The organism is Streptomyces sp. NBC_00310 (assembly GCF_036208085.1).
Taxonomy (GTDB): Bacteria; Actinomycetota; Actinomycetes; order Streptomycetales; family Streptomycetaceae; genus Streptomyces.
The window spans coordinates 8,516,525-8,529,648 of the sequence record NZ_CP130714.1; the positions used below are offsets into that span (position 1 = coordinate 8,516,525).

General features: G+C 71.1%; 15 protein-coding genes. 2 read left to right on the forward strand and 13 right to left on the reverse strand.

Features of this window, described 5'->3' with window-relative positions; genetic code table 11:
* Positions 1-48: 48 nt before the first annotated feature.
* The 7 genes from OG202_RS37280 to OG202_RS37310 form a co-directional block, all read right to left on the reverse strand.
* Positions 49-1,371 (reverse strand): DUF692 domain-containing protein, encoded by a 1,323-nt coding sequence (locus OG202_RS37280; protein WP_327727378.1) that lies wholly within the window; start codon positions 1,369-1,371, stop codon positions 49-51.
* Between the two features lie 174 nt (positions 1,372-1,545).
* Entirely contained in the window at positions 1,546-2,352 is an 807-nt protein-coding gene (locus tag OG202_RS37285; protein ID WP_326575763.1) for a DUF4142 domain-containing protein, read from the reverse strand.
* 114 nt (positions 2,353-2,466) lie between these two features.
* The gene (locus OG202_RS37290; protein WP_327727377.1) at positions 2,467-3,075 is read right to left on the reverse strand and encodes a DUF4142 domain-containing protein; all 609 of its coding nucleotides are present in this window, start codon (positions 3,073-3,075) and stop codon (positions 2,467-2,469) included.
* Between the two features lie 85 nt (positions 3,076-3,160).
* Positions 3,161-5,908 carry a M48 family metalloprotease gene (locus tag OG202_RS37295; protein WP_328224221.1) on the reverse strand — a complete coding sequence of 916 codons (2,748 nt, stop codon included), beginning with the start codon at positions 5,906-5,908 and terminating at the stop codon, positions 3,161-3,163.
* Between the two features lie 15 nt (positions 5,909-5,923).
* Positions 5,924-6,430 (reverse strand): hypothetical protein, encoded by a 507-nt coding sequence (locus OG202_RS37300; protein WP_327727375.1) that lies wholly within the window; start codon positions 6,428-6,430, stop codon positions 5,924-5,926.
* A 28-nt stretch (positions 6,431-6,458) separates the two neighbouring features.
* Positions 6,459-7,088, reverse strand: a complete 630-nt coding sequence (locus OG202_RS37305) for a hypothetical protein (protein ID WP_327727374.1) — start codon at positions 7,086-7,088, stop codon at positions 6,459-6,461.
* Between the two features lie 94 nt (positions 7,089-7,182).
* Positions 7,183-7,929, reverse strand: a complete 747-nt coding sequence (locus OG202_RS37310; RefSeq protein ID WP_326575753.1) for a peptidyl-tRNA hydrolase — start codon at positions 7,927-7,929, stop codon at positions 7,183-7,185.
* Between the two features lie 70 nt (positions 7,930-7,999).
* Here OG202_RS37310 and OG202_RS37315 point away from each other — a divergent pair, with 70 nt between their 5' ends.
* A complete protein-coding gene (locus OG202_RS37315) occupies positions 8,000-8,950 on the forward strand; it encodes an ABC transporter ATP-binding protein (RefSeq protein ID WP_328224222.1) in 951 nt (316 codons plus the stop codon).
* Positions 8,950-9,621, forward strand: a complete 672-nt coding sequence (locus OG202_RS37320) for an ABC transporter (RefSeq protein ID WP_327727372.1) — start codon at positions 8,950-8,952, stop codon at positions 9,619-9,621. Before OG202_RS37315 ends, OG202_RS37320 begins: the two co-directional genes overlap by 1 nt.
* A gap of 16 nt (positions 9,622-9,637) precedes the next feature.
* On the opposite strand, the gene OG202_RS37325 is transcribed toward OG202_RS37320, so the two are convergent.
* The 6 genes from OG202_RS37325 to OG202_RS37350 all read right to left on the reverse strand — a co-directional run bounded on the left by OG202_RS37325 (position 9,638) and on the right by OG202_RS37350 (position 13,041).
* A complete protein-coding gene (locus OG202_RS37325; protein WP_328224223.1) occupies positions 9,638-9,853 on the reverse strand; it encodes a hypothetical protein in 216 nt (71 codons plus the stop codon).
* 34 nt (positions 9,854-9,887) lie between these two features.
* Positions 9,888-10,766 (reverse strand): polysaccharide deacetylase family protein, encoded by an 879-nt coding sequence (locus tag OG202_RS37330; protein WP_328224224.1) that lies wholly within the window; start codon positions 10,764-10,766, stop codon positions 9,888-9,890.
* A gap of 39 nt (positions 10,767-10,805) precedes the next feature.
* Positions 10,806-11,018 carry a DUF397 domain-containing protein gene (locus tag OG202_RS37335; RefSeq protein WP_327727370.1) on the reverse strand — a complete coding sequence of 71 codons (213 nt, stop codon included), beginning with the start codon at positions 11,016-11,018 and terminating at the stop codon, positions 10,806-10,808.
* On the reverse strand, positions 11,015-11,836 hold the full coding sequence (locus tag OG202_RS37340) for a helix-turn-helix domain-containing protein (protein ID WP_326575742.1): 822 nt from the start codon (positions 11,834-11,836) through the stop codon (positions 11,015-11,017). The genes OG202_RS37335 and OG202_RS37340 overlap by 4 nt, the downstream gene beginning before the upstream one ends.
* A gap of 129 nt (positions 11,837-11,965) precedes the next feature.
* Positions 11,966-12,589, reverse strand: coding sequence for a hypothetical protein (locus OG202_RS37345; RefSeq protein WP_328224225.1), 624 nt, complete (start codon positions 12,587-12,589; stop codon positions 11,966-11,968).
* On the reverse strand, positions 12,574-13,041 hold the full coding sequence (locus OG202_RS37350; protein ID WP_327727367.1) for a hypothetical protein: 468 nt from the start codon (positions 13,039-13,041) through the stop codon (positions 12,574-12,576). The genes OG202_RS37345 and OG202_RS37350 overlap by 16 nt, the downstream gene beginning before the upstream one ends.
* Positions 13,042-13,124: the final 83 nt, after the last annotated feature.

Genomic DNA, 13,124 nt, shown 5'->3' on the forward strand with positions numbered 1-13,124 from the left:
GGGCACGGGTTTGTTAATCGCAGCACATCTGCGGGTGAACACCCCGGCTCAGCGGCGTAGCAGCACCCTGCGGGTCGCGCGGGCCAGCCGGGCCGTCGGGCGCTGGGAGAGCGGGGCGGGACCCGAGCGCTCCAGCCACCACCGGCGTACCTCGCGGAGGACGTCCGCGTCGTGGGGGCGGCCCGTGAGCAGCACGTGCTCGGCGAACGAGAGCGCGTCGCGCCGGTAGCCGTCGGTCATCGGGTGGCCCTGCGCGTACGCCACGAAGGCCGGCCGGTACGACGAGCCGAGGATCTCCGGGAGCTCCGGCGCCACCTTCGCCACGACGTCCGCCCGCTTGGCGGCGAGGGCCCGCGCCTGCACGCCGAGCCGTACCCGGTCGAACCCCTCGGGCACCGGCGTCCCCGCGACCAGCGCGGACAGCAGCGCGGCCTGCGCGAGCCCGAGCCGCTGCCGGGCGACGGGCTCGGCCTCCTCGACGGCAGTCGACTCGGCCGCGGGCGCCTTCCTGCCGGGGCTCCGCACCTCGGCCTTCTCCAGCACCCCCCGGATCGCGCCCAGCTCCCGCTCCAGCTCGCCCGGCTCGGGGAAGTTTTCGTCGCGCTCCAGGAGGACGCCCGGCGGGGTCACGCGGGAGGTGAGGTCGGCGAGGACGTCGAGGACCTGCTGGGGGACTGGGTGGGCGTGGCTGTCGTGCCAGACCCCGTCCCGCTCGAAGCCGCCCGCGACATGGACGTACGCGATGGCCTCGACCGGCAGCTCGTCGAGTGCCTTCGCGGGGTCCTCGCCCCGGTTGACGTGGTTGGTGTGGAGGTTCGCCACGTCGATGAGGAGCCGGACGCCGGTGCGGTCGACGAGGTCGTAGAGGAACTGCCCCTCGGTCATCTCCTCGCCCGGCCAGTTGATGAGGGCCGCGATGTTCTCCAGGGCGAGCGGCACGGGCAGCGCGTCCTGGGCGATGCGGACGTTCTCGCACAACACGTCCAGGGCGTCCCGGGTGCGCGGCACCGGCAGCAGATGCCCGGCCTCCAGCTGCGGCGACGCGGTGAGGGCGCCCCCCGCCCGGACGAACGCGATGTGCTCCGTGACGAGGGGGGCGCCCAGTGCCTCCACGCGCTCGGCGAGGGAGCGCAGGCGCTGCTCGTCGGGGCGGTCGGCGCCGCCGAGACCGAGGGAGACGCCGTGCGGCACGACCGTGACGCCCCGCTCGCGCAGCCGCAGCAGCGACTCGGCGATGTGGCCGGGACAGACGTTCTCGGCGACGACCTCGACCCAGTCGACACCGCCCCCCGACCCGGCCATGCGCTCGACGGCGTCGGCGATCTCCGGCCGCCAGCCGATCCCCGTCCCCAACTGTGCGATCTGCTCCATCGTCCCCTCCTCGGTCACGTCGGCCACGGCCGCACCAGGACTGCGTCTCGTCGAGCCGCGTCTCCTTACGGCGGACCTGTGTTCCGGCGTGACGGAGTCATGGCCCCGGCGGCCGGGGCCGAACCCCGTGGAGGGGACCTTCAGAGCAACATTTGAGCTTTCTGTTCGAGCGTTCTACTGGACCTGCGGCTGCCCCTGGTCCTTGTTGATCTCCTCCGGGTCCGGACGGCCGGTGGGGACCTGCCCCGACTGGAAGGGCGACGGCGTCGACTTCACGTCCGGGTTGGTGGACGGCTCGGCGGGGGGCGCGGCGGGCGGCAGCTGACCGGGGACGGGCGGCGGCGGGCCGGTCGGGCTGGCGGTACCGCTGACCGAGTTGTCGGCGATGGTCGCGAAGTCGACCACGCCGGTGCCCTCCAGGATCGTGATGTGGTCCAGCACGGTCTGGTTGGCGTCGGAGGCCAGCTGGCGGATCAGCGTGTTGCGGGTGGAGTTCCGCACGGTGGCGATCGCCGGGAAGATCTTGCCGTGGGCGGCCCGCAGCAGGTTCGCCCAGGTCTTGTTGTACTCGGCCTCGGTCTTGCTGGCGGTCATCTGGTCCAGCCAGCCCTGCTGCTCCGCCGTCGGCTGGTTCGGCAGCTCGACGCCCAGCTTCGCCGCGATGACCCGCGACCGCTTGTCGAGGTCGGAGTGGCCCACGATCAGGTGGTCGGCGGCCTCCCTGACGGCCTGGCTGCCGCTGCGCTCCAGCGCCTGCTGCCCGGCCGGCAGCTCCCACAGACCTGCCAGCCGCACACGGATGAGCAGGTCGCGGTCGGCGGGGGTGAGCGGCCCCCACTGCGTGGTCACCGTGTCACCGGTGAGCGCGGCCGCGGCCGTCGCGTTGCGGTTGGGGTACGAGTAGAAGATGGGGTAGGCGACCGCGGTGAGCGTGCCGGCGATCGCCAGGGCGACGAGGACAGAGCCCTTGGAGCGTCGCAAATGAGCCTCCCGGAGGAAACCAACTGATCGTTGGGGACTGACTGTTGCTTGGGGTGCGGAGGTGCCGCTGTGTGTCGGGTCGGGGTCCCGTTCGGGGCCGGACCCGGGGCCGCGTCAGATCGTGCCGTTGGCGATCGCGTCGAAGTCGACCTGGCCGGTCTTCTCCAGGAACGTGATGTGGTCGAGCACGGTCTGGTTGGTGTCCGAGGCCAGCTGGCGCACCAGGGTGTTCTCTGTCTGGTTCCGGATCGCCCCGATGGTCGGGAAGATCTTGCCGTGGGCGGAGCGCAGCAGGTTGGCCCACACCCGGTCGTACTGGTCGTCCGTGGCGTTGCTCATCTGCTGCAGCCAGCCCTGCTGCTGCGCGTTCGGCACGTTCGGCAGCTCGACGCCCAGCTGGGACGCCACGGCCCGCGTCCGCTCGTCGAGGTCCTTGTGGCCCACGATCAGGTGGTCCGCGGCTTCCTTGACCTCCGGGCTCTTCGACCGCTGCATGGCCTGCTCGGCGGCAGGCAGCTCCCACAGTCCCGCGAGACGGACACGGACGATCAGGTCCCGGTCGGCGGCCGTCAGCGGCCCCCACTGGGTGTTCACGGTGCTGGAGGCCATGTTGGCCTGGGCGGTGCCCGAGCGGTCGGCGTAGGACCATACGGGGAACGCCAGCGCGCCGACGGTGACGACGAGGGCAAGGCTGGCGATGAGCGAGCCGTTGAGACGCCGCAAAGTGATCCTCCCGGATGATGCCAACTGGTCGTTGGGGCATTTACTTGGCCAGTACCGGGAAGTACGTGCGGGGTGCCGGTGTTGTTCAACGACCTTTGAACCGGCTGAGGACGGGCGGCTCGGGCGGACGGGACGCAACAGGCGCCGGTCGGTGACCCGTTCGCTGGGCAAGGCTCTCCAGAGGGGCCCCCTCCGCGGCGCACCGGTCGGCGATGGTGTCGGTCAGGGCGCCGAACCGCTCGGCATCCCCGTCCCGGGCGGCGGCGAACAGCCCCTGGAAAGCGGTGGCGAGTGGGGTGTCGCCCGCCTGCAGGGCGAGCTGTACCGCTTCGAAGAGCCGGCTGTTGGCCTCGGCCGGGCTCAGGGAGCCCGTGGCTCCGAGGAACTCGTCGAACTTCCGGCAGGCCGCCGCCGAGGACGCGCCGGTGGCATCGGCGCCGGACGCCTGTCCGAGGGGGCCGACGATGAGCGCGAATGCCACGACGAGAGCCGCCGGGACACAGGCCAGAGCGATGGTGAGGTGCCGGTCGAGCAGTGCCGGACGTGGGTGAGGGGACCGCGGAGGAACGGCCGACAGGGAGAGGGGCGGTGGTACGGCCGGTGCCGGCGGGACAAGCGGGGCCGACGGCACCGACGGCACCGACGGCGTGGGTCGTACGTGCGGTGCGCGGAGAAGTGGCGCGCCGGGGGGACGTTCGTCCCGGAGGTGGGACAGGGCGCGGGAGGCCGCCGCGCCCGCGAGTGCGCAGAGGAACCCGCCGGTCAGAATCCGCAGCAGCGTGTCGCGGATCAGGGACGGCGGAAGGTCCAGCGCGCACCGGCTCGGAACGATGGCGAGTGCGTCGGCGCAGCCGGCCAGGAGGACCCCGGCGAAGAACACCACCGTCAGCAGGGAGCCGGTGAGAAAGGCGGTCAGCAGGGCGAACGGAATCGCGAGCCGGTCGTGGCGGCGTACTCGGACCGTCACGGCGGCGGCGATCCCCTGGAGCAGCATCGCGGCGCCGATCTGCCAGTACGTGAACGCGAGGAGGAAACCGTCCTGCCCGCGCACCGCCTGGCTCACGCCCTCACGCAGCAGCACCCGTTCCAGGAGCTGGAACCACGCGAAAGCGGCGGCTGTGGCGGTGCTCGTCAGCAGCACATGCCGAGCCCACCCGGTGTCGTACGAAGGCCGGCGGCGCCACGGTGCGGCGACCGGGAGCAGCCACACCGCGGCCATGGCCATGACGAGCGGGGTCCACTGGGCGAACCGGAGTGTCAGCGGGTGTTCGACGAGGGCCCACAGCCAGTAGGGACCCACCGGTGCGGAGGCGTCGGCGAGGGCGTACAACTCCCGGGCGGAGTCGTGGACGGGGCCCAGTGCGTCGCCGGCGTCGTACAGCAGCATCCATCCGCTCAGGAGCACCGCGAACGGAAGCGCGGCGGCGAGCAGCCCGGCTTGCCACGCCCTTCTCGGTGGGCGCTCCCCGGTGGCGTGCCAGAGCGCCGCCGACCGGGAGAGCCACGCCGACAGCGCCACCATGAGCGCGCACAGCGCGAGGGACCACACCACTGCCGCCGGTCCCGGAACGAGGGGTCGGTCCGTCAGGACGATGCCGCTCTGGGGTGCGAGCGGCACGCCGACGACCAGCCCGAGACCGAGGCCCAGCGCCGGCAGGAGGACCACCCGGGTGCCACCGCCGAACAGGGCGGCGCGCCAGACACCCAGTCCGATCACGGCGAGGGCGGCGGGGACGCACAGCAGCACGACCGTCCAGCGCGCGTCGAGGGCGTCGAGCCGGTTGAGCACGAGCCACAGAAGGGTGAGCAGTCCGCTCGCGGCGACCGAGACGGCCAGACCGGCGGCGAAGCACTCGGTGAAGCGGAGCCGGAACAACTCCTGCGGCCGCACGATCTCGGCGGCCCGCGCGGCCGCGGACGGGTGCACGGCCAGCGGCCCGCGGCGCCACCAGGGAACGGGCCTACCGCGCGCGGTACCGAGCACGTCCAGCAGCCCCGGCCCCGCGCCCCAGACGGCCGCCCGCACATCGGCGCCGTACTCACGCATCCGCAGCACGGACACGCAGGTCACCCGGACGAGGGCCACCAGCACCAGGGAACGCCAGGTCACCGACAGGACGCTGTGGGCCGGTGTGCCGATCAGCGCGACGGCGAGCGGCAGCAGTCCGGTGGGGACGAAGGCCAGGGCCAGGGCGACAGTGAGGTAGGTGACGTCGACGTCCTTGTTCCGCAGGTGCGCCAGTTCGTGCAGGACGACGGCACGGGCACGCTGCGGGGCGAGGCCGAAGGAGGCCACCGTGCCCTGGGCCAGCGCCACGCGGTACCGGCCGCTCCGGCCGAAGGTGAACGCGTCCACCTTGCGGTCGTCCATGCCACTCACCCAGAACTCCGGGGGCCGGGGCAGGCCCGCCTCGCGGCACAGGGCGTGCAGCAGCGCCAGCAGCGGGGCCTGGTCGGGGTCATGAGGTGACAGGGGCTCCAACCGCCTGTGACGCGTCAGGAACCAGGGCAGCAGGACGTAGATCGCCGCCGCCGTCGACGCCAGCAGCAGGATCCCGCCGAGCACCCACCACGCCTTCTCCCGCTCGTACGGGGCGATGCAGGACAGGAAGCCTCGGGTGTAGGAGAGGGGGTCCGTCGCGGGTGGCTGACCCTCCGGGGCCGCCGCGCACCGCTGGTAGACCGCGACGGCCCGGTCACCGTCGGGCGAGAACGTGAAATAGAGCAGGTTGTGGATGAAGGCCGTCGTCCCCAGCAGAGCGGTGACGACGAGGGCCAAGCGGAACTTGGCGCCGCTGGGCAGCGCGAACGGGTCGGGCGGGGCGGACGACACCAGGCCTCCGGCAGGTCACCGGCGGACGCGGGCCGCGCCCGCCAGGGCGTCCGCCAGCAACCGGGCCTGCGTCTCCCTGAGTTCGGCCCTCAACAGAGTGCGGTACGCCTCCTCGCGCAGCCACTCCACCTGGTCGGGTGTCAGCACGCCGTCCGTCTCGGCGTCGGCCTCGCCGTCGCCCCGTCCGAACAGGCCTCCGAGCCATGTCCGTACGGCGGTGCCGCTGCCGTCGGCGAGGTTCGCGGCGAACGCTCCGACGAACGAGGAGAGTGCGCCCTGCACCATCGCGAGGGCGAAGGGAGTGAGCAGGACGACGACCTCGGCGCCGCCGGCGCCCAGCATGCTCTCCTTCGACCCGCCGCCGTCACCTGCCGCCGCTTTCAGCGTTCCCACGGGGTCGCGGAAATAGGCCCGGCTGTTCATTCCGAAGAGGACCATCTCCTGGGGTGCGACTTCGGAAACCACGATGCGGGTCACTTCACGCACCAGATCTTCATCCACCGCCGTGAACCGATCACTCATGGCCGCCCCTTCTTTTCGTGAATGCGGATCAACTGATCTGGCGTACGTAACTCACGCCGTCCAGCATGAGGGACTCGAATGCGTAGCCGTATTCGTTTCCGATGTCGGGTCGCTCGATGTACCAGCTCTCGTAGATGATCGGCCCACCGGGGACGTAGAGGGTCATCCGTGAGTCCTCCACGACCGCCGGTCCTTCCAGTACCTGGCGGTTGTTGTACAGCAGACTCACGGTCCCGTCGCCGAAGAAGGTGATCTTGTCGACCCGGGCGGAGCCCTCTCCGTCCCCGTCCCACTCACCCACCAGTTCCTCGGGCACCTGGCCGGTGATGGATTCTTCCTCGGGAGGGGGTTCGACCTCTTCTTCCCCCTCTTCCTCCTCTTCGGGAACGCTTTCCGTCGGCTCGTCGCTCTGGATCGGATCCGTGGACTCCACGGTCTCGCCGACCGATGATCCTGAATCGTCGTCCCCGGAATCACCGCCGGACGAACCGTCGTTACCGCATCCGCCGAGCAGGAGTGCGAGTAGCAGAGCGAGCAGTGCCGAAATCGCCGAACTCCGGAACAAGGAAATGCTGATGACGCCCCCCGATGCATCAAGCCCGTTGCGGGCGGAATGATGACGATGCCCGGTTTCTATTCCACTCGGCTTGACGCTCACACCTCATCGACCAAAGCGGTCGAAATATTTCCGTCTGCTTTCGTTCGGTGCAGGCTTGTGATCTGAAAGTCGTGTAATCGGGGCGGATGGTGGGTCAAGAACGCAACGCGGTGTGGTCCGCGACCACCGTGCAGGAGCCCGGGGCGACCTCCGTGAATCCCGCGTCGCGGACGACGGGGAGGCCGGCGGTGGTGAGGTCCCGCCAGTGGGCGGGGGCGGCGGTGCGGACGGCGAGCGGGAAGCCCGCGTCCCGCCAGGCGGCGCGGGCCGCGCCGTCGAGGTCCCACCAGGCGAGCTGGGCGCCGTGACCGGCCTGGGCCATCGCCTTGCCCGCCGACATGTCGACCTCGGGGTTCAGCCACAGGACCGGGGCGGCGGGGTCGGGACCGGCCGGCGGTTCCGGGTCGTCGAGGTCCGTGCCGGAGACCTGGAGACGGGCCAGGTCCTTGGGCCAGCCGTCGAGCGGGACCGGCGGGAAGACGCGCACCTCGGCCGACTTGCCCGCCACGGTGATCCCCGGCAGCGCCTCGGCCCGCCGCCACTCCGCGCCGCGCGCCCGCCGGACCACCTTCCGGATCCGGGCGTCCTGCCAGCTCCGCATCGCCTCGGCCCACTCCCCGTCGCCCACCGACCGCGGGTCGCTCAGCATCACCAGCACGGCCCGCGCCGCCGTCTCCAACGCGTCCGTACGCGCCGGGGGAGCGGCCCGCTCGATGCGCGCGACCAGGGGCAGCACGAACTGCGGGGCGTCGTCGCGCGGAGTCCGCTCGTCCTGGAAGGGGCTGTCCTGGGAGCCGGTGGGGGCTCGGGCGGGGTCGGGGGTCGGGTCGCTCGTGGTCACCCGCCCAGTCTGCCAGGCGAAAGATGTGTTCCCTCGACACGTACTCGTTCGGTTGTACGAGGATGGGGGCATGGAACGTCAGTTACCGCTGAGGCTGGAGGGTGTCGGCCGCCGTTACGGGTTCCGTGGCGCCTGGGTGCTGCGCGGCGTCGACCTGGAGATCGCCCCCGGCGCCCTGATCCGGGTGGAGGGCGCGAACGGCACCGGCAAGTCCACGTTGCTCCGCGTCCTCGCCGGGCTGGACGCGCCCACGGAGGGCCGGGTGACAGGGCGCCCGCGGACGGCGTACGTCCCCGAACGCTTCCCCGCCGCACTGCCGTTCACCGCCGCCGAGTACCTCACCCACCTCGGTGCCGTCCACGGCCTGGACCGACCGGCCGCCGCCCGCGCCGCCGCCGAGTGGCTGGAGCGCTTCGGGGCCGCCGAGTACGCCCGTACGCCGATGGCGGAGCTCTCCAAGGGCAGCAGCCAGAAGGTCGCCGTGGCCCAGGCCCTGCTCGCCGAACCGGAGTTGCTCGTCCTCGACGAGGCGTGGACCGGCCTGGACACCGACGCCCGTGAGGAGTTGGAGCGGGTGGTGGCCGAGCGGACCGCTGCCGGGGCGACGGCGGTGTTCGTCGACCATGACCCGCGGCGGCTGGCGGGGACGCCGGACGCGACGTACGCGGTGGTGGGGGGTGCCCTCAACCTCCGTACTGTCCCCGTCCCCGTCTCCGCCGCTGTCGTCGTCGAGGGGCGTGGGACGGCGGGCGCCCACATCCCCGACGGGGTGCGGAAGTTGGCCACGTCCGTCGAGGAAACGGCCGCCGGGGCACACCGGTTCACCGTCCCGCAGGCCGTCTCGGACACGCTGCTCAGGGCGTTGCTGGGGGCCCGGCCCCCGTGGCACGTGGTGAGCGTGGGCCCGGAACCCGCGGCCCTGGCCGAACCGGAACGGGAACCGGAACAGAAACCGGAATTGGAAAAGGAACAGAAACCGGAATTGGAAAAGGAACTGGAACTGGAAGTGGAAAGCTCCTGATGACCGCCCTCCTCCGTTACCAGGCAGCCCTCCTCGTCCGCTCCCAGCGCTGGCTGCCGCCCGTCATCCTGTACGCGGCGTTCCTGGCCATCGGCGTGCAGCGCGGACAGCCCGTGCTCGACTCCCTCGGCTACACGGCCGCCGCGCTGCTGCCTGTGGCCGCGTGGCTGATGCGGATCTGCGTCACCAACGAGCCGCCCGCCGCCCGCAGTTGTACGGGTGCGGCGGCCGGACCGGGCCGGGCGCATCTGGCCTGCGTCCTGGTCGCGTTCTCGGCGGCCGCGCTCCTCGGCACGGCGGCCACAGTCCTTGTCACGATCATCAGCGCTCCCACGAGCACGGACCATCAGACGCGCGTCGAGGCACTCCCGGCGGGCGGCGCCGGCCTGTTGGCCGTGCTCGTCTGCGCCCTCCTCGGCACGGCCGTCGGCGCGCTCACGAACTGGCCGCTGCTGCGCTCGCCGGGCCGGGCCGTCCCCGCCCTCCTGCTCGGCGCGCTGCTGGCCCTGGTGGTGGCCGGTTCCCCGGCCCGGGCGGCGGTCACGGCCCTGGTCGACGGCTCGCGGCACGCGACGATCCCGGTCCCGGTCCTGCCGCTGATCGCGGCCGGGCTCCTCACGGCCGCCGCCACCGCCGTGGCCTGCGCCCTGACGACCCGCCGCTCCGCCTGAACGGGCGGCCGGCGCTTCAGCCGGAGCAGGCGGTCCGTTCGGCCTCCCGCCATGCGCACACCGGGCACAGGGTGATCCCCTTGTGGGACTCCGGGTACTCGGTGGGCTTCTGGCACAGCACGCAGTCGGCGAAGGGCGGGCCGTCGGCCGTGGTCCGCGCCGCGGTCGGGGACGGTCCAGCGGTCGGGGACGGTTCCGCCGTCGTCGGTTCGGATCCGCGGTAATCGCTCATATGTCCAGCGTAGAGCGACCGCGCGGGGGCCGGCTCAGCGTGGTGCCGCCGCCCTCGCTGCCGTCGCCGCCGTGGTCCCGACCAGCTCCGACACCTTCACGAACCGGAACCCGCGTGCCCGGAGCGCCGGCACGATCTTCCGTACTGCCCTCTCCGTGACCGGCGCGGCACTGTGCGTGCAGTGCATGACCACGACGGATCCCGGCCGCACGCCGTCGAGCACGTCCCGCACCACGTCGTCCGCGTCCGTCGCGAACGCGTCCCCGCTCGTCACGTCCCACTGCACCGCCGTCACCCCGGACGCGCTCAGCCGCCGCAGCGCGCGGCCGTCGTAGCAGCCGCCGGGAAACCGGAAGTACGGCATGGGGTCCCGGACCCCCGCTTCACGGAAGACCCGATAGGCCCGCTCCAGGTCCGCCCGCATGCGCTCCGGGGCCATGGTCGGCAGGCCGTAGCAGTTCTCGGTGAAGGCGTGATGGCTGTACGAGTGGTTCGCGACCTCGAACAGGGGGTCCCGCCCGATGGACCGCGCCTGGATCGGATACTCCTCGACCCACCGCCCCGTCATGAACACCGTGGCCGGAACCTTCAGCTGTCGCAGCGCGGCGATCAGCTGCGGATTGTCGAACCGTTCACCCGCGGCGGCCCTGTCCCCCTGATCCGCGGTCATGTCCGCGTCGAAGGTGAGCGCCACGGTCTTGTCGGTGCGGCTCCGAAGGCCGTGCTCGAACACCGGCGTCAGCCCGGCCGGGCCCGGCGCGAGCGTGGGCGGCCGGGGCACCGACGCGGCCGAGGGGCTGGCGGTGGCGTTGACGATGCGCGTCGAGGCGTGCGGAGTGCCGCAGGCGGCGAGGGCGGCGCCGAGTGCGCCGAGTGCGCAGAGCGCGGTGATGCTTCGTACAGGACTGATCACCGTACGAAAGTACGGCGGTGGGATCAGCGGATAGTCGGTTCAGCTGCGGGATGGCAGGGAGTCCGGCCCGAAGTCACCCGCCTGGCCGATGAAGGGCGTCCAGGCGGCGGGGGAGAGGGTCAGCTCGGGGCTGACGGGGAGCTTGGAGTCGCGGACGTGGATGGTGGAGGGGAGGGTGGCGACTTCGACGCAGTCGTCGCCCTGATCGCTGCTGTAGCTGCTCTTGAACCAGACCGGTTCAGCGGTGCTCATAGCGCTCCTCGCATTCGCTCCAACAGGCCCATGGAGTCCTGTGGGGAGAGGGCCTGTGAACGCAGTCTCGCATAGCGCATCGAGAGTGCGGCGACGTCTTTCTGGTCAGCGATCAGGCGGCCGGTCTCCTGCCCCTCGGAGTACGCGTACCGCTTGCAGTCCGGCGTTTCGAGCAGGCGGATGGGACCGGCCAGGCCCGCGTGGTGCTCGCTGTCGGCAGGCATGATCTGAAGGGTGACCTGGCGGAGTTCGCAAACAGCCAGCACATGATCGAAGAGGCTGCGGGTGGCCTCCCGCCCACCCAGTCGCCGCATGAAGACGGCCTCCTCGATGACGAAGTCGAAGGTCGTGTGCGGCCGTTCCCGGAGCAGCCGCTGCCTGTCCGTGCGGGCCGTCAGCCTGCTTTCCAACTCGGTGTCGGACAGCGGCGGAACACGGTTGTTGAACAGATCCCGCGCGTACGTCTCCGTCTGCAACAGCCCTGGGATCAACCGGCACTCGTACGTGCAGAGGCTCACCGCATGCCGCTCCAACTGCGCCCACCGGCGGAACCACGACGCGAGCCCTGGCTGTCGCGACACGTGCTTCGCCGCCCTCAACAGCGCCCCCGTGCCACCCAACACCTGATCCGCCCGCTCCACGAACACCTCGTCCGCCATCCGCCGCCCCAGCTCGATCGAGGCGACCGTGTGGACGCTGAACCGCACCAGTGGCGCGAACTGCTCCCGCGTATGTCCGTGATGCTCCCGTAGTGCCTGCACGAACGCCCCGAACGTCTTCAGGCTGTCGGACGGGTCGGGTTCCCAGTCGACGCTCATGCTCGGCCACCTCCGGGTGAGTCGGATCTCCCCACGATCAACTCACCCAGAGTCACGAACGGTTACGCGTACTGTCCATCGAACACGCATGTACGACCCGGTGCCGTACATGCTCGCCGCACACCACCTCTACCAGTCGGTGAGGTCCACCAGGAGATCGCAGTGCGGGTCGTCGGGGCTGGACCGGTGCCGTTGCTCTTCCTCCACGAGCGAGGGGAGTGAGGCGATGAGGGCGGTGAGGGCGTCGGTGAGACGGATGTCGGCGCCGATGACACCCGTGCCGTCGGGGTGCCGCACGTACAGCCGCAGCAGGCCCTCGCCCCGCATCAGGAAGCCGATCAGAAAGGGGTCCTCGTCGTCGCCGGGGTCCGACAGGGCGCGCAGGACGCCGAGGGCCCGGTCCGGTTCGGACTCGGGGGCGGGGGTGATCCGCTCCGGGTGGAGGCGGATCAGCGTCATCCCCATGACGTCACCGATGGCGTCGCTGCTGTAGAGCTGGGTTCCGGCCAGGGTGGTGCGCAGGATGCCGGGGATGTACGCGGGGGCCACGACGTCGTGGGGGATCTCGTAGAGGAAGGTGATGCCGTCCGCGTCGTCACCGGCGTGGACGGCGATCCGTACGGCGCCCAGGGCGGGCAGCACACCGAGCAGGCGGCAGCCTGCGGAGAGGGGCGCGTTCAGGTAGTACAGCAGCAGACGACTGACGGCCGCCTGCTGCTCCCGGTCCTCGGAGTGCGTCACTTGTTCATCCATGCGGGGCACTTGTTGTTGGGCTGGTTGCGACAGTAGGCGTTGATGACACCGATCTTCTGACCCTTGCCGGCGTCGTACTTCTTGTCCTTGGTGTAGCGCGAGTACTGGACGATGACCTTGAAGCGGACCTGCTGCGGCTGGCTGCCGGTGCGGATGGCGACGCCGTCGTACTCCAGTCGACCGTGGTGGTCGTTGTGGTCGACCTTGCCCTTGATGGCGGCGGTCAGGATCTTACAGACGCGGATGTTGTGGCGGTAGGTGAAGTGCTTCCAGCCGAATGCAGAGTTGCCCATGCGGGTGACTATCTTGCGCCCGTCGGGGTCCGTCGCCGTGCAATGGACGCGCTTGTCCCAGGGGTTCGGCTTCACCGGGGCGGGCATCGCCTGCGCGGAGCCGGACAGGAGTGTCGTGGTGGTGAGTACGGCGCATGCCAGCGTGGCGGTCCGTTTCATGCTGCGAGCATGACATTTTGATGATTTCTTGCCTATTGTCCTTTGGGGAGCCCTCGTGGCCTGCCGGACTCCGTTGCTCCCTG